This window comes from Microcystis sp. M179S2 (genome assembly GCF_020245805.1).
Classification (GTDB): Bacteria; Cyanobacteriota; Cyanobacteriia; order Cyanobacteriales; family Microcystaceae; genus Microcystis; species Microcystis aeruginosa.
This window is the reverse complement of record NZ_JADBUE010000175.1, coordinates 1-19,286: the sequence shown is the minus strand read 5'-3', so window position 1 is coordinate 19,286 and position 19,286 is coordinate 1. Positions and strand designations below refer to the sequence as shown.

At 41.1% G+C, this 19,286-nt stretch carries 11 protein-coding genes and 2 pseudogenes; 8 read left to right on the top strand and 5 right to left on the bottom strand.

All coding sequences use genetic code 11. The features are described 5' to 3' along the window. The first annotated feature begins 385 nt into the window (after positions 1-385). The 6 genes from psaA to IM500_RS10845 all read left to right on the top strand — a co-directional run bounded on the left by psaA (position 386) and on the right by IM500_RS10845 (position 11,203). Positions 386-2,632, top strand: a complete 2,247-nt coding sequence (gene psaA / locus IM500_RS10870; protein ID WP_045362886.1) for a photosystem I core protein PsaA — start codon at positions 386-388, stop codon at positions 2,630-2,632. Between the two features lie 178 nt (positions 2,633-2,810). Then, a complete protein-coding gene (psaB, locus tag IM500_RS10865; protein ID WP_002757218.1) occupies positions 2,811-5,024 on the top strand; it encodes a photosystem I core protein PsaB in 2,214 nt (737 codons plus the stop codon). Positions 5,025-5,078: 54 nt separating this feature from the next. Continuing rightward, positions 5,079-5,570, top strand: coding sequence for a DUF29 domain-containing protein (locus IM500_RS10860; protein WP_190718356.1), 492 nt, complete (start codon positions 5,079-5,081; stop codon positions 5,568-5,570). A gap of 93 nt (positions 5,571-5,663) precedes the next feature. Continuing rightward, positions 5,664-8,093 (top strand): dynamin family protein, encoded by a 2,430-nt coding sequence (locus IM500_RS10855; protein ID WP_190718359.1) that lies wholly within the window; start codon positions 5,664-5,666, stop codon positions 8,091-8,093. Continuing rightward, positions 8,093-8,884 carry a hypothetical protein gene (locus IM500_RS10850; protein ID WP_190718362.1) on the top strand — a complete coding sequence of 264 codons (792 nt, stop codon included), beginning with the start codon at positions 8,093-8,095 and terminating at the stop codon, positions 8,882-8,884. The genes IM500_RS10855 and IM500_RS10850 overlap by 1 nt, the downstream gene beginning before the upstream one ends. Positions 8,885-8,896: 12 nt before the next feature. Further along, positions 8,897-11,203 carry a dynamin family protein gene (locus IM500_RS10845; protein ID WP_190718365.1) on the top strand — a complete coding sequence of 769 codons (2,307 nt, stop codon included), beginning with the start codon at positions 8,897-8,899 and terminating at the stop codon, positions 11,201-11,203. Between the two features lie 533 nt (positions 11,204-11,736). On the opposite strand, the gene IM500_RS10840 is transcribed toward IM500_RS10845, so the two are convergent. From IM500_RS10840 to IM500_RS24755, 3 genes and pseudogenes are all read right to left on the bottom strand, one after another. Beyond that, a complete protein-coding gene (locus tag IM500_RS10840) occupies positions 11,737-12,204 on the bottom strand; it encodes a hypothetical protein (RefSeq protein WP_190718369.1) in 468 nt (155 codons plus the stop codon). Continuing rightward, complete coding sequence (locus tag IM500_RS10835) at positions 12,204-13,520, bottom strand: AAA family ATPase (RefSeq protein WP_190718378.1); 1,317 nt, start codon at positions 13,518-13,520, stop codon at positions 12,204-12,206. Before IM500_RS10835 ends, IM500_RS10840 begins: the two co-directional genes overlap by 1 nt. Before the next feature lie 659 nt (positions 13,521-14,179). Further along, positions 14,180-14,296, bottom strand: a pseudogene (locus tag IM500_RS24755) (Clp protease N-terminal domain-containing protein); the annotation flags it as partial. Positions 14,297-14,464: 168 nt separating this feature from the next. Here IM500_RS24755 and IM500_RS10830 point away from each other — a divergent pair. Next, entirely contained in the window at positions 14,465-16,363 is a 1,899-nt protein-coding gene (locus tag IM500_RS10830) for a GIY-YIG nuclease family protein (protein WP_287738373.1), read from the top strand. Positions 16,364-16,477: 114 nt separating this feature from the next. Here the strand turns inward: IM500_RS10830 and IM500_RS10825 are convergent, their stop codons facing one another. Further along, a complete protein-coding gene (locus IM500_RS10825; RefSeq protein ID WP_002770760.1) occupies positions 16,478-18,181 on the bottom strand; it encodes a DUF262 domain-containing protein in 1,704 nt (567 codons plus the stop codon). A gap of 236 nt (positions 18,182-18,417) precedes the next feature. Between IM500_RS10825 and IM500_RS10820 the strand changes: the two are divergent. Further along, positions 18,418-18,693, top strand: a pseudogene (locus tag IM500_RS10820) (transposase family protein); the annotation flags it as partial. Here IM500_RS10820 and IM500_RS10815 read toward each other — a convergent pair. Next, positions 18,679-18,861 (bottom strand): AAA family ATPase, encoded by a 183-nt coding sequence (locus tag IM500_RS10815; protein WP_147071111.1) that lies wholly within the window; start codon positions 18,859-18,861, stop codon positions 18,679-18,681. The pseudogene IM500_RS10820 and the gene IM500_RS10815 overlap by 15 nt on opposite strands. Positions 18,862-19,286: the final 425 nt, after the last annotated feature.

Here is a 19,286-nt window from a genome sequence, read left to right as displayed (position 1 = left end):
GTTTGATTGTTTTTTGAGAATCTATCTATTGAATTTTCTATATGGTCTGGTGAGGGAGAAAAAGGGGAAATCGGCTTCTGGGGCGACAATTGATCAACTTTTGTAAAGAAAAATCACCGGTCTGACCCTGACTGAGACCGTCCATAGCAGAAAATGTCTCTCCTATCAAGGATTGAGAGAATTTTAATTATTGTTAAGCATAATGAACAGACAAGAGAACAAAGACTTATCATCTACTATTGATGCTTTCGACTGGAATCTCACCCAAGAGGAAAGTCAAGCGACATTAACAAAAGGTGGGTCAGATTTCAACTTGCCTTTTTTAGGTTAAAAAATCTATCCTCAAATAAAACGCTAAGTCTATTGTCGAGAGAGGAGAATCCTCATGGCACTCCCCCCCAAAGCGGTAGCTAAAGTGATTGTAGATAAAGACCCAGTACCTACTTCCTTTGAGAAGTGGGGTCAACCGGGGCATTTTGATCGCACTTTAGCCAAAGGACCCAAAACCACTACCTGGATTTGGAACCTACACGCCAACGTCCACGATTTTGATAGTCAAACCAGCGATCTCGAAGATATTTCTCGGAAAATCTTCAGCGCCCACTTCGGACATCTCGCCGTTGTCTTCGTTTGGCTGAGTGGAATGTACTTCCACGGCGCGAAATTTTCTAACTATGAAGCTTGGTTAACCAACCCGCTCGCCATCAAACCCAGCGCCCAAGTGGTCTGGCCGATCGTCGGTCAAGGCATCCTCAACGGCGATGTGGGCGGCGGTTTCCACGGGATTCAGATCACCTCTGGTCTGTTCTACCTCTGGCGCGCCTCCGGGTTCACCAACAGCTATCAGCTATACTGCACCGCTATCGGTGGTTTAGTTATGGCGGGCCTGATGCTGTTTGCCGGTTGGTTCCATTACCACAAAAGCGCACCGAAACTGGAATGGTTCCAAAACGTGGAATCGATGATGAACCACCACTTGGCGGGTTTACTCGGCTTAGGTTCCCTAGGTTGGGCTGGTCATCAGATTCACGTTTCTTTACCGGTGAACAAACTCCTCGATGCGGGAGTCGCTCCCCAAGACATCCCCTTGCCCCACGAGTTCATTCTCGAACCGAGCAAGATGGCGGATTTATATCCCAGTTTCGCCCAGGGTTTGACCCCCTTCTTTACCCTTAACTGGGGTGCTTACTCGGATTTCCTCACCTTCAAAGGTGGCTTGAACCCCGTGACTGGTGGTCTCTGGCTTTCCGATACCGCTCACCATCACTTGGCGATCGCTGTATTATTCATCATTGCCGGTCATATGTACCGTACCAACTGGGGTATCGGTCACAGCATGAAGGAAATCCTCGAAAACCACAAAGGTCCCTTCACCGGTCAAGGTCACAAAGGACTGTACGAAATCCTGACCACCTCTTGGCACGCCCAGTTAGCGATTAACCTGGCTCTCTTAGGTTCGCTAACCATCATCGTGGCCCACCATATGTACGCCATGCCGCCCTATCCCTATCAGGCGACTGACTACGCCACCCAACTATCCTTGTTCACTCACCACACTTGGATCGGTGGCTTCTTAATCGTCGGTGCGGGAGCGCACGGAGCGATCTTCATGGTACGGGACTACGATCCGGCCAAAAACGTCGATAACCTGCTCGATCGGGTGATCCGTCATCGCGACGCAATTATCTCCCACCTGAACTGGGTATGTATTTTCCTCGGCTTCCATAGCTTCGGTTTATACATTCACAACGACACCATGCGGGCTTTTGGTCGTCCCCAAGATATGTTCTCGGATACGGGAATTCAACTACAACCCATCTTTGCCCAATGGGTACAAAGTCTCCACACCCTAGCCCCCGGCAACACCGCTCCTAACGCTCTAACTACCGCTAGTTATGCTTTCGGTGGCGACGTAGTAGCAGTGGGTGGCAAAGTGGCCATGATGCCGATCACCCTCGGTACTGCCGATTTCCTCGTGCATCACATCCACGCCTTCACCATCCATGTCACCGTGTTGATTCTCCTCAAAGGGGTTCTCTACGCTCGCGGTTCCCGTCTGATTCCCGATAAAGCGAATCTCGGTTTCCGTTTCCCCTGCGATGGTCCCGGTCGCGGCGGTACCTGCCAAGTTTCCGGTTGGGATCACGTCTTCCTCGGCCTGTTCTGGATGTATAACTCCCTCTCGGTCGTAATCTTCCACTTTAGCTGGAAAATGCAGTCCGATGTCTGGGGAACCGTCGCCCCCGATGGCACTGTCACCCACGTTACCCTCGGTAACTTCGCCCAAAGTGCCATCACCATCAACGGTTGGTTACGGGATTTCCTCTGGGCGCAAGCGGCGCAAGTCATTAATTCCTATGGCTCCGCCCTGTCTGCCTACGGAATCATGTTCCTAGCCGGTCACTTCGTCTTCGCGTTTAGCTTGATGTTCCTGTTCAGTGGTCGCGGCTACTGGCAAGAATTAATCGAGTCGATCGTCTGGGCGCACAACAAGTTAAGAGTTGCCCCCGCTATCCAACCTCGCGCCCTGAGCATCATTCAAGGTCGTGCCGTTGGTGTGGCTCACTACCTCTTAGGCGGTATTGTCACCACTTGGGCATTCTTCTTGGCCAGAAGTCTCTCGATTGGCTAAACTTGCCTATAAGGGCTTGCCAGTCCCCCGGGGATTGGCAGGCCTAGGCTGAACCAGCGTCGATTGACCGATACCACTGTAAGCGTTTCCTATTACAGTGGGTGAATTGAAAAAAGGAAATAACCAGCACTCGTGTAAGAGCCTCAGTTATTTAGAGAGGAGAATTTCCTAAACAGCTATGGCAACTAAATTCCCTAAATTTAGCCAAGATCTAGCCCAAGATCCGACCACCCGTCGGATTTGGTACGGGATCGCCACAGCCCACGATTTTGAAAGTCATGATGGCATGACGGAAGAGAATCTCTACCAAAAGATTTTCGCGTCGCACTTCGGCCACATTGCAATCATTTTCCTGTGGACTTCCGGTACCATATTCCACGTCGCTTGGCAAGGTAACTTCGAGCAGTGGATCAAAGATCCCTTAAACATCCGTCCCATCGCCCACGCGATTTGGGATCCCCAGTTCGGTAAAGGCGCTGTAGATGCCTTCACCCAAGCTGGCGCTTCTAACCCGGTTAACATCGCCTATTCCGGGGTTTACCACTGGTTCTACACCATCGGTATGACCTCCAACCAAGACCTATACCAAGGTGCGGTGTTCCTGCTGATTCTCTCGGCGATTTTCCTCTTTGCTGGCTGGTTACACTTACAACCTAAGTTCCGTCCTAGCCTCGCTTGGTTCAAAAACGCTGAATCTCGCCTGAACCACCACCTCGCCGCTCTGTTCGGTGTTAGCTCTCTGGCTTGGACCGGACACCTCGTTCACGTTGCTATCCCCGAATCCCGCGGTCAGCACGTTGGTTGGGACAACTTCCTCTCCACTCCCCCCCACCCGGCGGGTTTACTACCCTTCTTCACCGGTAACTGGGGTGTGTATGCAGAAAACCCCGATACTGCTAACCACATTTTCGGTACTGCCCAAGGCGCAGGAACTGCGATTCTCACCTTCTTAGGTGGTTTCCATCCCCAAACCGAGTCCCTCTGGTTAACCGATATGGCTCACCACCACTTGGCGATCGCTGTGATCTTCATTGTGGCTGGTCATATGTACCGCACCAACTGGGGCATCGGTCACAGCATCAAGGACATCCTCAATGCCCACAGACCCCCCAGTGGTAAGTTAGGAGCCGGTCACAAAAATCTTTATGACACGGTTAACAACTCTCTCCACTTCCAACTCGGTTTGGCCCTGGCTTCTTTAGGCGTGATCACCTCTCTGGTGGCGCAGCATATGTACGCGCTACCCCCTTATGCCTTTATCGCTAAGGACTACACTACCCAAGCGGCTCTTTATACCCACCACCAATACATCGCTGGTTTCCTAGCGGTGGGTGCTTTCGCTCACGGTGCTATCTTCTTCGTGCGTGACTATGATCCCGAAGCGAACAAAGATAACGTGCTGGCGCGGATGCTGGAGCATAAAGAAGCGATCATCTCTCACCTAAGCTGGGTTTCCCTTTTCTTAGGTTTCCACACCCTCGGCCTCTACGTTCATAACGATGTGGTCGTCGCTTTCGGTACTCCCGAAAAACAAATCCTGATCGAACCTGTGTTCGCTCAATTCGTGCAAGCAGCTTCGGGTAAAACCCTGTACGGCATGAACGTACTGTTGTCTAACCCCGATAGTATCGCTTACACCGCCTATCCCAACTACGGTGATGTTTGGTTACCCGGTTGGCTAGACGCAATCAATAGCGGCACTAACTCCCTCTTCTTAACCATCGGTCCTGGCGACTTCCTCGTTCACCATGCGATCGCTCTTGGTTTACACACCACCGTTCTAATCCTGGTTAAAGGTGCTTTAGACGCTCGTGGTTCCAAATTAATGCCCGATAAAAAAGACTTCGGGTATTCCTTCCCTTGCGACGGTCCCGGCCGTGGCGGTACTTGCGACATCTCTGCTTGGGATTCCTTCTATCTAGCCATGTTCTGGATGTTGAACACCCTGGGTTGGTTAACCTTCTACTGGCACTGGAAACACCTCGGTGTCTGGTCGGGTAACGTGGCTCAGTTTAACGAAAACTCCACCTACCTGATGGGCTGGTTCCGCGATTACCTCTGGGCTAACTCGGCTCAGTTAATCAACGGTTACAACCCCTACGGTGTTAATAACCTTTCTGTCTGGGCCTGGATGTTCCTCTTTGGACACCTCGTTTGGGCAACCGGTTTCATGTTCCTGATCTCTTGGCGTGGTTACTGGCAAGAGTTGATCGAAACTATCGTTTGGGCCCACGAACGTACTCCTCTGGCGAACCTCGTTCGTTGGAAAGACAAACCCGTGGCTCTCTCGATCGTTCAGGCTCGTTTGGTTGGTTTAGCTCACTTCACCGTTGGCTATATCTTCACCTACGCCGCCTTCTTGATCGCTTCCACTGCTGGCAAGTTCGGCTAAACCTTGAATTAGGTGACTAAAAAACCCCCCGCCCATTGGTGGGGGGTTTTGTTTATGATCGATAATAAAAGCGCGGCTCAATCTCAAAAATCTATGCAGGTGGAAGAATTAAAACAACTTTATGATCAGGACTTTGTTTTGTGGATTGAGCGAACCACCGAACAAATTCGACGCGGGGAGATTAAAAATTTAGATTGGGAACATCTTTTAACGGAGATAGAAGATTTGGGGCGAGAACAAAGAAACCAAGTGGAAAGCTATCTAATTCAAACCGTTAAACATTTATTGATGTATCAGTATTGGCTGACTGAAAAAGGTAATTGTGGCCGGGGATGGGCCGATAAAATCGATAATTTTCGTCTAGAACTAGAAATTTTATTCCAGTCAAAAACCCTCTACAATTATGGGGCTTCTAGGCTAGATATAATTTATGATAAAGCCAAGCGATCGGTGATCAAAAAAACTGGTTTATCTTTGGATACGTTTCCGCAAGTTTGTCCTTATACCTTTGCGGAAATTATAGATTTTGACTTTTTACCAGTTTAGAACACGAGAATTAAAGGCAAGAAAGAAAATTATCGTTATAATGAAGTTGTGGCTTATTCTTGAATCAGCTTATTCTGTCAGCGATAGAGTATTATGGGTCAAAAATCTTACGAAGTTTTCCAAGCAGTGGAAAATAAAGCTAACCTTCTAGCGGGTTATTGGGGTGACTTCAAAACGGAGATTATTCAGCATTTGCCTGAATCCTATCATGGTGAAATCCACGAACTTTCTAGTAACCTAGAGAAAGCTTTAGAAGTGTTAATCAATGAATTGCGCCATCCTACCCTGATTTTAGCGACGACTGGCACGACGAGCAGTGGTAAGAGTACCTTAGTGAATTTCCTCTGTGGTGCTGATATTGTACCGATGGCACAGCGAGAAATGAGTGCAGGAACAGTTACCATTGAGTATAGCGAAGAAAAGACTTTAATTATTGAAGAAACGCCGGGGGCGTTGTGGGAATGCGGGAAGTGGGAAAAGATTAGCGACGAAGATATTTATAGTCGCTTAAAACAGTTAATGAAGGCTTATATTAAAGCCAGAAAAAAACAACCTGATTTAGCTTATCCTCGATCTATTATTTATTATCCTTTTAGACTGGTTAAAGATGAAAGTTTCTTAGAATTGCCTAAAGGGGTTAGAGTTAAATTATTAGATTTACCCGGGTTATCTTATGTAGGAGATGAGGGAAATCTTGGGATTATCAAACAATGTCGTGAAGCTTTATGTTTAGTAACATATAACAGCGCAGAAACAGATCCTTACAAAGTTGATAATTTGTTATCAGAAGTTGTTGATCAAGTTAAAGATTTAGGCGGCTCTCCTGCACGAATGCTATTTATTTTAAATCGAATTGATATATTCAGATCAGATGATGATTGGCAAGAAAGTGAAAGTGAGTTTGTTGAAGAAACGACTGAAAACATTAAGGAAAAACTGATCGAGAATTTAAGAGAATATACAAAAGATATTGAAAATTTGAGAATTGTAAAACTGAGTACATGGCCAGCTTTATTGGCTTTACAAATTCAGGATAATAAGAAATTGCTTCAGGAGCTGTTAGAGGAATTACCTACAAGAGAGGAAAATTGGTCAGAGCATGATCAAACTAGACTTGAGAAAGTATTAAAACCCTATGAGCAAGCCATAGATAACTTTCAAGTTTTAATTAAGGAAATCATGAAGCGAGGAAACTTAAGTCTTGATGCTAAACAATGGACTATCTCTCAACAAGAACAAATTGCCAAAGAGTTATTCAAACAATCCTATGCAGAAGAATTTGAAAAGAAACTAAGCAAGCACATAGCAGAACATTTTCCTAAATTAGTTATTCCCCAAGCTATAGAAAAATTTAATGTAGCGGCGGGAAATAGTATTGCACAATGGGCAGTACAAACGACCACGGCAATTCTTAACAGTTCGCAAGAAAATTATCAGCAAGAATCTGAATTGTTATCACAAACAAAAGAAAATCTTGATTCTTTTCTCCAAGCTAGTAATGCAAAATTAAGACAGCCTCTAGCCGTTTTTGAAAAATTAGATATTGATACCAAAACAGCCGATAATTTAGTAGCTAGTTTAAGAGAGGCTATCAATGAACTTCAATTTACTCCCCCTTATGACCAAATTCAAGAGAAATTAGTTCCCTTAGTTGAGTGGAGAGAGGCACTAAAGACTGTTATTAGAAACGTCTTAGAAGCAGTAGTTAAATCTTTAGATAATGGCAGAGTTGATTTGGACAATATCAACTTTAAAAAGGCCAATGTTAATCAGGTTAATATGCTAAAAAACAACTTGGATATCCTGATTCAATTGGGCTATACAGGTTCAGATGCAAGAAATGGTTTATTAATCACAGCAAAAAGGGATAAAGAGAAATTAAGTCTTCAAATAATTAAGAAAGAGTTAAATAATTTATCAACTAATCTAACTATCATATTATCGCAAATATTAAAGAGAGTGTCTGCTCAGGAGATTAACAGAATAAAGGAATCTGTATCTGAATTGTTTAGATTTCATATTAAACATATAGAAAAGGGCGCTGAAGAAAAAGCACCAAATTTTGTTATAAAATTTCCACAATCTGAACTTAATACATTTACTAGAGAACTAGAATTTGACTTTAATTTGGAGTCTGATATTGAAATCAGTTCTGGTACTTACAGAAGTTTTAAACACTGGCTATGGATGAAAAAAAAGGAAAGCATGATGGCAGAAATTTCAAGCACTGAAACTCTTTTACAGAATTGGATTCATCAATTCCAGCAACAGGGCGAACCTGAAATGTTATGTTTAATGTTTGAATGGCTATTAGAACAGATTGATGATTTAAAAAAAAATGTAGATCATAAAACCAATGATATTTTTAATAACTATTTAACGAGCCTAGAAAAAGCTCAACAGGAAATAACCACTAACTACGAGGAAACACAAATTATATGGAAACCTATCCAAGAAAGAGCTAAATTTTTAGAACAAAGCCTTGCTGAATTAGAAAATTTTGAAAAAGAGGAGGTGAATTAGTGAATAATAAATATTTTTCGAGTATTTGTAAAGATGTTTTTACAATTGTGTATCCAAAAATAAAATCTAAAAAAGGAGGTGTACTCTATCATGTTTTAAGTATTATTCTTGAAAGAGAAGAATCTCAGAGAGATGAACTATGTCGTCATTTTGGGATTAATCAGTCTTCTTGTTTAGATGAAGATAAAAGGTTGTCTGATGAATTTCTTGATGATGTAACAAAGCTCGTTTATGTAGAAAGGCTTAAATTCGGGGACTTTAATTCAACAGGTGTTGCAACTGGCATAAGTGGTATCTTAGATAACGTTGATCCAACAAAATCAAATCAATCAAAGGAAGAACGCCAAATGGAATTAATTATTACAGTAGCTTGTTTAATGGTAGGGGCATTTACTTGTTTTAAATATCTACAAAGGACTCGTTCTAAAAATGAAATTAGTCCGACAGCTTCTTTATGTCTAGCTGTTCCTGCATCAGAAGTTTATAATTTACATGAAGGGTATGATCTTAACAGAGATGAGGTTGTAAGATTAATTGATTGTGCTACAGAATTTTTATGTGTGCCAGAGTATAAAAAAATATCTGTAGAGACTATACCGGACGAAGGACGCTCTCCTGAAAGTCGATTAAAATTCTACGTTAGAATTAATCTCAAAAATGGAGGTAATATCATTGGTAAAGAAACTCAGTATGGAATGAAGCGAGAACTTCCACTTAATGTAACAGGAAAAGTTATACAGATAGGGTTTCTCAAAAATGTCTCTATTCTCAGAGAATTCAACCGTATTTAAGGAGTTAATTTAATGGATTGGAAATCGGCCTCATCCTACTATGAAACCCGTCTCAGTGATGTCTTAAATATCCAACATTTTGCCGTTGACTTAGCCAAACTTCCCCAAGCTGAAATTCCCTCTCAATTAACAGAAATCCTCCTGCAAGAGGCAATACCTGCTAACCGTCAACTCGAAAGACTGAGAAAAAGAGAATTTCGTATTGCTGTGGTTGGCTTAGAAAAGGCAGGAAAAAGTACCTTTATTAACGCATGGTTAGAATGTGATTTACTTCCTGCCAAAGGAGGAAGATGTACCTTTACCACCACGCAAATTTATTCCGTTAAAAGCGAATCTGAACAAAGATTAGAAGTGCAAACCCGCAGCGAAGAACAATTTATTCATCTTCTCAAAGAATTAGAAACCGTTGGCGCAAAAGAAGACTTAAAAACCATTAGAGAAAACGAAATCACTCTACAACAAGTCAGAAAGGAAGGTAATTTAGTTATTCCTTTTACTCGACTAGAAGACATCCGAGAACAACTAAAAAAATACGTTGCTGATGAAAAATACGCCCATGCAGTCCTAGAAGCCCGACTTTATACTAATAAACTCGCTCAAGCAGAAGGAATCGTCTTTTATGATGTCCCTGGTTCAGATTCTGGGTTAGCCAAGCACGTTGATGAAGCCCAACAAATGTTATCCGACTGTGATGCAGTCATCGTGATTCAGCGTTTTCGCAGTATTAGAGAAGCCGAATTAGAAATTATTAAATTTACAGAACAAGGTGATAAGAATGTCACCATTGCTGATAAATTATTTGTCTTTTTAAGTCATATTGACTCTCTTGGTAGCCCAGAAGCCCTGAAAACTCATATTACAGAAGCCTCTCAGGATTGGTTAAAACGCGCTAATTTACCGGTTAATCGCATTGTTTCTGGTTCAGCAGGAGCTTATTTAATTTTAAATAATCTGGCGGAAGAACCTACTCAATTAGAAATCGGAAAAGCCAGCAATATTCAAGATAAATTAAAAACTTTAACTGGAATTATAGATGATGAACTGTTAAGAACTCAAGCTACAGGAATCCCTGAAATTAAACAAAAAATCTTTAATTATATTAATACTGAGCGAGTGGCAATTCTCAAGAAACGCTGTGAAGCTTCCATTGATAAAATTGTCAGCACCTCAGAGGACATTCATCATCTTGTCAGTCAAAGATTTCCCGAAAATCCTGAAGAAGCACAACGCTTTGAAGAAGAAAGAAGAAGAATTGATTTTTCAGAATGGTGGCATAGAAAATGGGAACGGATAAAAGCTGATTTACAAAATTTTTATGAAACATCTGTCATTAACAAACCCTTAGAAAAAGTTAATAACGAATCTTCCAGTAGTATCGAAAAATTTAAAGAACGCTATGGTCAACTTTTAGCCAGTGAAATGGCAAAATTAAGACAGGAAACTTTAAGAAAAAAAGAAATTATTTTTGACGCAAATTCTTTTCCAGACTTCGACAAGGTAAGAGCTAATTATGCTTGGCGGGATGACTTGTATGGGGATGTTAGAACATTTTTGGCTGCCCTTGCTCGACAATTAGCGGCAGAATTAAAAGATGAAGCCTTAAAATTAGTCGATTATATGTCCTCTTTATTATGGGGAAGTTCTCAAGTAAAAGAACGACTTATTGGTTATTCAGAGCAGGAGTTTTTAACTCGCTTAGAAAATAGTTTATCAGTGTTATTTTTAAGATTTGCTCGTCCCGTTGCTGAAGCATTAATTCGCGGACCGGTTAACAGTGATACCCGCAGCCAAATTGTCAAATCCTTAGGGGCTGATGTGGAACTGATTGATAACTATTATCAAGGAGATGAACCTGCTTTTAGGGTCTTAAAAAAATACGTTAAATATGGTTCTGATTTACTCTTTAACCCTAGTCTTCGTCAACAGGTGTTAGGTGTAACAGAAATTGCCAAAAACGTTATCGGAATGACGGTAGATACAGTTATCGATTTAGCCGACCAATTAACCCCACCCAGAGAGGTTGTTACCTTTGAAGTAACTAATGATATTAACGCTTTTGAAGAATATCTACGCAATGGTATTTTTGAAGCGGCAGGATTTGAGTCCTACTGTATTCAAGAATTAAGAGGATTAGTGGATATTTTTCGAGAAAAAGAAGGAACATGGGCAGGTGTCGCTCAAAACGAATGGTATAAAGAGAATCCTCAGCTTGTAGCAGAATTACCCGCTAATTTGCAATCTCAAGAATTTAATTTAGAAGTTAGTGAACGACTGAGACAATTAGCAATTGCCTTGAAAAGAAATAGTTCCTCTCAGTAGCGTTAGCTATAGCAAAGCACCGCTATTATTGCGACGATGGCGGTGAATTACGGTGATTTGGGAATGTGTATTAAGCTTCGCTAATCTCTACTTATACCTGAACTTTTCTATACATATTATATACCACCATAACCAAAAAACCTTATCCATCAATGGATACACCCATTAACTTTTCTGTATGTACCCATGTTTATTATAATATTTTTTAATATAGCAATTTCCATAGTTGTGAGGTACAGAGTCTTAGGTTTTGAGGTTCCGGTCGTCCGGAGTTAAGATTTTGGTGTACCTCATGAGATTGGGAAACGCTATAAACAAGTGGGGAAAGTTTAGGGGAAAATTCCCTAATCGTAATTCTCCTCGGCAACAATCATGCGTTAGATTTATTCGGGGTTTCCTTAATTTGTACCCAGTAACGGCACATTCAGATACAGCACGGGTTATGGTCTTTTGTCAAGGGGGAAGTCCAATAATTAAATCTCTACCTTTTAAAATACAAATGGACTATTAAAAGTAAATCCGTAGTCAATTACTCATAACTTCGGTGGCCGATTGTAACCTTTAAGGTGTTTGTCCAAAGACCATATATAGACGCGGCGGCCTAGATTTTGATCACAAATTCTTTGCCAATCATGAATGATAGAAAGGTCTCCCAGTCCCCTACCTTGCATCGCTTCATCAGGAAACTCTTTTAACCATCCTTGCAGGTCTTCTTTCTTTAGAAAACTAATGGGGGTAAAGGGAGATTTTCCTTCAAGAGCTTGTGTTACCTGATTTACAAATTTTTCTGCACAAATACGTCGCTGATTGCCATCTACCTTTTTGGCCTTGGCAATATGATTGCCAGTTTCCAGAATGGTCGCCATTGGCAAAAAAAGAGATTCCCCAGCTTTGATTTTCTCTTTTAACTCTTGAAATATTAACTCAGATTGACTCGCTTTGTGGGGTACATTAAGTATCTCTAAAAAGATCGAAGTATCGATCAGACAAATAGCTCCCATCAGGCTACTTCTCCCTGTTTTAATTGCTCTAACCAACTTAGCGCGTTTTGTTGACGTTGTTCTGCTGTGGACTTATCCTTTAAGAACTTATCTAATACTTGTTTAGTCATCAACTGACCAAGAGTTCCCTGCACAATTAATTCGGGGAAACGCTCTAAATCAGCTAATCGGACAATACGACTATCTCCTGCTTGCGGATCTCGGTAACAACAAAGTACATTTCCAATATCACTATCGGGTACTGCATCTAGTAACGCTGGGTTATGGGAGGTGATCAGTACCCTCAGTTTTCTTTCTAAGGCGATCTCCCGAATTTGCTTAACTAAATTATCTGCACGACTGGGATGAACACCATTATCGATCTCTTCAATAATTACGAAAGTTCCAGGATTTACACTTAGTAGAGTTGCAGCAATCGCTAAAACTCTCAGAGTACCATCAGACAACAAAGGAGCATCTATCTGATGTTCTTTGTTCCCAAAAGACTCTATTAGTCTCACCATAACATCGTTGCGGTCTGTAATGCTAAAGCGAATATCGGTAATATCCTGTTCTGGTAATGAACGAATGAAGTCAAGCAACTTGTTTTTTTGAGTCTCTCCCTGCTGACAAACTGCGTAAAGAACACTAGAAAGGTTAGAGCCATCTTCTTTAATATCATCATCTTTAGCGTAAGCATAATCCCGCATTACTGCTGGACGAGGATCAAGAAAGACGATATTCCTCAAGGTTTCTCGAATTACTTTAGTAACTGCTGGAATAATTTTTTGTGATTTAGTATGACTTTGCTGGAACCGACTGGGAGTTTCCAATTGATAAAAAATGGCTTGTCGGTTAGAGCAAGGTATGTGGGGCTTATTTTTACCTTTGTTAAAATTGTTATACATCACCCTAATTTCATCGGTGTGTGAGTTGGGATCGCCATCAATTTTGTAAAGTGTTAATTCCTGATCTTTACTAGCTTTACTGACACTTTCTCCGATTATAATAAGTTGGTCTGATAATAGCCCAATTTCAATCTCGAAATCAGTCCAACCGTCAGGAGCGTTATCAATGTGTGTTCCCAAGGTAAAATACTGTTTTTCTGCACCGAAAAGATCGATCGCTTGTCCACGAGCAATTGCATTCCCGCTTTGAATGTTGCGTTCAATGTCATCTAACCTGCTGCCTTTCGCTAACCACGAAAGTAAGCGAATTGCTTCTAGTGCATTACTTTTACCTGACGCATTAGCACCAATTAAAAAGGTGATGGGTGCTAGAGACAAGGTTGCCTCCTGATAGCTTTTGAAATTCCGAAGAGTCAGCGATGTTAACATACTTTTCACCCATTAAATCTTGACTGGTGCAGTTTGAGCATTTGTACTGAAAGTTCCAATACCAGCGCAGTTTATAGACTCTAACGAGTACCGAAAACTAGCACCCATAACCTTGAAAACTCAAACTGTAGGGCAGGGCATATCCGAACAGTATAATCTAGGCTTGGGGAGATAAGATCGCTGTTTATTGGCATTAGGGCGAAACCCTTACCCTTACTGCATGGGGCTTCTCAGAAAAAATTGAAAAGACGCTACTGGGTACATTTTTCCCTTGAAAATGGCTGTACCGTTGACTGTATCTAGAGTAGAGCGATTCTGTGGATTTGGCTTTATAGTGATCGCTAACCTTATGATCACAGATGATGTCATTAATCTCTAGAGTAAGCAATTCCTTCTGTAGCCATGTTTTTGCTGGTTTTCAGCCCCGAAACAAGCTATAATGGTCGAAAGGTCAAATTGGAAAATTTTTGCCTCAAACCCTATCTGCGTAAAGACTTCAGGATTTTGTGTTCAGTAGCTCATTGGTATTATATGGCTTTAACTCAGGCTCTGTAAGACTTTTAGCCATAGCTAGTATATTTATACGGGGGAAGTTCAGTCATACTTCAACCTAACCTAAGTTCTAACTGACGAGGATTGAGGGAAAAATTGACTCTTTACATAATGACGTGTTCTACTTCTAAATTCTGATTTTTAAAGCGTCGCGCCACTTCTTGCGACTTGACGATCGAATCCCCAGCTTGTTCGGTAAATTTATTCGAGTCGGTGGGTTGCATTCTGAACTATGATAAGCCAGTTTCAGAGGTCTAGTATAGCGTGCTATCTGGGCAATTACACGGCGATCGGGTTTTCGGTGAGTGATAATGAGATTAATGAAAAATCAAGGGAAGTGAATTATTATTGGAATTATCCGATCTTTCCGTTAATAGATGATGATTTTCTAGATGCCTAACAAAAAAACACGACAACAGTGGCTCGAAGAATTTTATAGAGTACATGGAAACTCTTATAATTATTCATTAGTAGAGAATATCGATTCCTCCACAAAAATTAAGGTTATATGCCCTACTCATGGAGAATTTGAAATCGCTCCAGGACATCATAAAAATGGGGTTGGATGCCGTAAATGCTACTTCGCATCTCAGAAGATATCAAAAGAAGAGTTTGTTCGTCGCTCCGAAGAACACTTCGGAAACCGCTATAACTATTCACTGTTTACCGAGCTTCCTAAAGTTGGTGAGCGGGTCAGTATTTCATGTAGAGAACACGGCGTAATTTTTTTACAAGAACCTCGAAACCATATGCGAGGGCATACAGGATGCCCACAGTGTAAATCGATGATTTTATCTGGGTCTCAAGAGGAAATAGGCCAAATCAAAACAAAAGAGGATTTAAAAAAAAGCTTTGTCGAGCGGGCGATCACAATTCATGGTAACAAATATAACTACAGCGAATTCGAGTATTTAACGTCCAGTACAAAAGGAAAAATAATCTGTTCACAACATGGGGAGTTTTGGCAAACTCCTAGCAACCATTTAAGAGGTAGTAATTGTCCAGAGTGTTCGCAGGAGAGTAAACATAAAGATACCTTCAAAAATAAATGCAAGGAATTGGGCATCGATTATTGGAGAGCATTGAAAAGACGCGAGGCGGGATTGCCTGAAGAAAAAATTTTTGAAAAAGAATACGTTCGTGGTATGCGAGAAACTAACAAGATCGTTGTATTTGGAACCGAATATCCTAATCTTGAGGAGGCAGTAAGGTGTTTAAATCCATCTGCTAGTAGCACAACAATAAGCCAGTGGTTAAAAGAAGGAATAACGCCAGAAGAAGCTTTTGAGCGAATTCCTAATCCAGGCTATGCGGAAGGAATTATTTATTTGGTTACAAATAAAATATCTGGCAAGCAATATGTTGGATTAACAATTCAGACTCTAGAGCGTCGCTGGAAATACCATATAGAACAGGCTTCCGCTGGACATATCAAAGGTGCTGAATCATTACACCACGCGATTCGAGAGCATGGTTCAGATACTTTTGAAATACGGGAAATAGATCGAGGAACTTGTAAAAAAGATCTTGAGAATAAAGAGAAAGAGTGGATTAAAAAACTAAATACTTTGGTTCCCAATGGATATAATATTTCTACAGGTGGGGTCAGCGGTGGATCGCACAAAAAAGTCACCTATATCGATGACATCCGCTTTGAAAGTGTAGAACAAGCTTCAATATATCTCTCTAGGACTCGAAATATTAGCCTTTCTGCGGCGAAAAAAAGGATTAGTCTAGGGCGTATCGATATTAAAACTCCTGCCAAACCTGGCGAAAGCCTAGTAAAAACACAAGTTTATAAAGCTTGGAGCCGAATAGTTCATGGTGTGATAAATCCCAAGTCTAAAGAGTATATACCGGCAATTGAAGTTCATGATTCATGGCGTGATTTTAAGCGGTTCCTGCAAGATGTTGGTCATCCGCCTGAAAAAGGTATGGTATTTTCTAGGCTAGATAAAAACCAAGGATTTTTTCCAGAAAATTGTGCTTGGCTTACGAGAAGTGATGCAAGTAGGCTCAATGCCGAACAAACCCAAAAGAAAGGTAAGCTTAGGAAAAACAAAGATAAAAATAATCGGGAAATTATGAATCACAAAGTAAAAAGTTTATCTGATTGTATGGAAATACAACTCGAATTACCTTTAGATCTATCAGTAGGTACAGCAGATAGAATTATTATTGAAGGTATTCAAACTCAAGACCGGAAACCTACGAAAACTTTTTTTCAAACCGCAAAATCTTTACAATTGCAAGGAGAGCCGGATTGGTCGGTTCAAATCGACGCTCGATAATCGGGTTTCCCTCGCTCGCTCGAAATCCTGACAGATCGATCGCTTCCTCGTGAAAATTATCCTAGAAATCTATTCCCAAGTAAAAGCGAATCGAGAACATTTTTTAACCCGCTCTCAAACAAAGTCGGATTTCCAAATATGAACCGCTCGTCGGGCTAAACTTTCTTGACGTTTAGCGATCGTGTCCGGTGTCCATTCCTCTGGTACTATATTTCTCGCTAGAGCATAATCGCTTTGTTGGTAAATCTCTTGTTTATCTGTATAGTATTGATTGCCGATTTGACGATTCAAATTAGCTTCTAAAGGAATCAAGTTACCGATCCGATAGGTCATTTCCTCGATCTCGTTATCGAGAAAGTGAACGCGCCATCGATCGCTCGGCGATTCTGGTAGAATATGCTCGATCGAGAATCCATCTTCCGCTATATTAGATCGACCCGATTCGTCCATTTCTAATTTCCAGAGAATATATCGAACCAGTTTTTTCTTTTGACCTCTGGTAGAAATCGAAAGAATCGAAAAATCCTGCACGAACTTAGTATCCGTGACATAAACCGATCGCAAGCCCTCGAAAACTTGCCTCGGAGTCGTCATTTCGCCATTATTTATGGCGATTGCTATCTTATTATAAATTCCTTCTAGCTCATTCGGGTTAAGACTACTGACAATCGTGTATCGAAACGAAATTATACAAACCAATTTTAGTAGGCGGGTGAAGTTCTCGCTTGAAAATTTATTGTATGCCGAGAATAAAACTGGATAGGCTTGTTTTACGCCAAATAGTTCAATTTCTCGAATATAAGGGATATTATCTGGAGTATCTTGCCAGAATTCATCATTGGGATTATTAAGAGCGATAAAAAGACCACTATATTCTTCGAGTTGTTCGAGTAATTTAAACGCGCTTTCAGCGTTTTGTATAGACTCTCGAACCCTTTTAAATAAACGTTCCCGTCTTACTCTCGTCCGCGTGAGGCTGAGATAGTAACGTAGGAACTCGGGGAATTTTTCCATTGTAACGGTATCAATAATTCCTCTCCACTGTCGTTGTCCTTCTCGCAAATCATCCGCCCCTCGGAAAAGAGAAAACAAATAATTTTTTAATAGATCGGTTGAACTTAGCTCTATCCCTCTAGCGTTTAGGGTCTCGAAAACCGTATACGCATTCAATTCATCTTCAACATTAATCTGAATAAATAAGAGTCTTTTGGCAACGGTATCCGTTAAAAAAATTGCCAGTTCTTTTCCACTGTTAACTACGCTTGTAAGCTTTTGCAATGAATCCGAAAAGTATTGAAAAGCTTTCCATAGGAGTTGGTTGGATTTTGCGAGCGATCGAGGATTGCGAGGAGGTCTAAAGTTAATGAGACGACTTTGATAAAAATCATTATTATTTTCATTCAAAATTAATTTACTAGATTCTTTTAAAGAACCCAGATCTTTATTACTCAAATAACCGCTTTTGAGAAGCCGTTGTCGTTCTCTATTCGCTTCCGCTTCTTCCCCCCGATCGATTAACGTTTGAATTTTTTCGATAATCGCTATAGCGAGAATACTAATCGTTACCAATCGTTGTTGTCCGTCAATAATTGTAAAATCCGTATCCGATCGCTGGGACCCCTGTAAAACGATCGCTCCCATGTAATGACTAGAATCGGGGTTTTCATAGAGCGTTTGAATATCCTGCCAGAGATCTTCCCAATTTTCTTCCTTCCACGAATAATCTCTTTGAAAAGGGGGAACTCGGTAGATTTTGCCATTGCCGATGAGATCGCTAAAATTGCTGGTTCGGGTATCTAATAGATGAGTACGGGGCATAGGTTCGATCGGCAGTCAGTTCATCACTTCTAACTTACCAAATATCGGCCGATCGGGCTCTTCGGGAATTGTTATGCAAATAATTAACTTAAAATAAAATTCGATGAGAGCAACTACGCTCAAAAGTAGCTAAAATTCATACAGGAAAGGACTTAAGGCACAAATAGGTTAATACCAAAAGATAGACAATTGAGTTAAGATTTGATATAACAGCCAAAAACGAGATTATTTTACCTATGATAGTTGACAAATTTTTGAACCTAAAAGGAACCTCTATTCAAGGCTATCGACACCTAGAAAATATCGGTATATTTTGACGAATTGAATCAAAAAATAAAAAAGCAACCTGTCCTCGTTGTGGCTTAGATAGCGATAAACTACACCAAAATCATCGACATTTAGTCAAAGATTTACCGCTCTCAGGCTAACCAGTGTACCTACAAGTTAATCGTCGTCAATTTAAGTACGTTAATTGTCAGAAACCCTTTAGCAAAGAGTTAGATTTTGTCGCAAATGTCATCTAACCTACTACCTTTCGCTAACCATGAAAGTAAGCGAATTGCTTCTAGTGCATTACTTTTACCTGACGCATTAGCACCGATTAAAAAGGTGATGGGTGCTAGAGATAAGGTTGCCTCCTTATAGCTTTTGAAATTCCCAAGAGTCAGGGATGTTAACATACTTTTAAATTAAGGTATTTAAAAACATCTAAAGTAAGGGGATTAGGGTTTTATCAGATTCTTCATTCCAGCTACGGCACAACCTAGCCCAGCTAGACCCAGTGTAGCACCTCCAAGATAAAGCGTGGGTTGTACGAAAAATCTTATGAACTGATTTTGCACCTCCTTATCAGCTTTATACGTTTTGGCAGCGTTGGTAGAATCGGTCCAAGATTTAAGCGATCTTTACGCGCAGAAAACGGGTTTCTTCAAGAAACCCGTTTTCTATCAAAAAAAAGGGGCTCTTCTAGGTTCTGTGTGATAAGTTTAACTTACAATATGATCGATCGATCTTTGTGTCCTTTGTGTCTTTGTGGTTCGTTCCACCCCCTCGCTAGGAGGAATGTATCTTAGAATACATTTTACCCACCAAACCTGGGAGAGCC

What these genes read in the sequence shown, in the direction of transcription:
- psaA (WP_045362886.1), top strand. Translation starts at nt 386, where the DNA reads ATGGCACTCCCCCCCAAAGCGGTAGCTAAAGTGATTGTAGATAAAGAC.
- psaB (WP_002757218.1), top strand. Translation starts at nt 2,811, where the DNA reads ATGGCAACTAAATTCCCTAAATTTAGCCAAGATCTAGCCCAAGATCCG.
- IM500_RS10860 (WP_190718356.1), top strand. Translation starts at nt 5,079, where the DNA reads ATGATCGATAATAAAAGCGCGGCTCAATCTCAAAAATCTATGCAGGTG.
- IM500_RS10855 (WP_190718359.1), top strand. Translation starts at nt 5,664, where the DNA reads ATGGGTCAAAAATCTTACGAAGTTTTCCAAGCAGTGGAAAATAAAGCT.
- IM500_RS10845 (WP_190718365.1), top strand. Translation starts at nt 8,897, where the DNA reads ATGGATTGGAAATCGGCCTCATCCTACTATGAAACCCGTCTCAGTGAT.
- IM500_RS10840 (WP_190718369.1), bottom strand. Translation starts at nt 12,204, where the DNA reads ATGGGAGCTATTTGTCTGATCGATACTTCGATCTTTTTAGAGATACTT.
- IM500_RS10835 (WP_190718378.1), bottom strand. Translation starts at nt 13,520, where the DNA reads ATGTTAACATCGCTGACTCTTCGGAATTTCAAAAGCTATCAGGAGGCA.
- IM500_RS10830 (WP_287738373.1), top strand. Translation starts at nt 14,465, where the DNA reads ATGCCTAACAAAAAAACACGACAACAGTGGCTCGAAGAATTTTATAGA.
- IM500_RS10825 (WP_002770760.1), bottom strand. Translation starts at nt 18,181, where the DNA reads ATGCCCCGTACTCATCTATTAGATACCCGAACCAGCAATTTTAGCGAT.
- IM500_RS10815 (WP_147071111.1), bottom strand. Translation starts at nt 18,861, where the DNA reads ATGTTAACATCCCTGACTCTTGGGAATTTCAAAAGCTATAAGGAGGCA.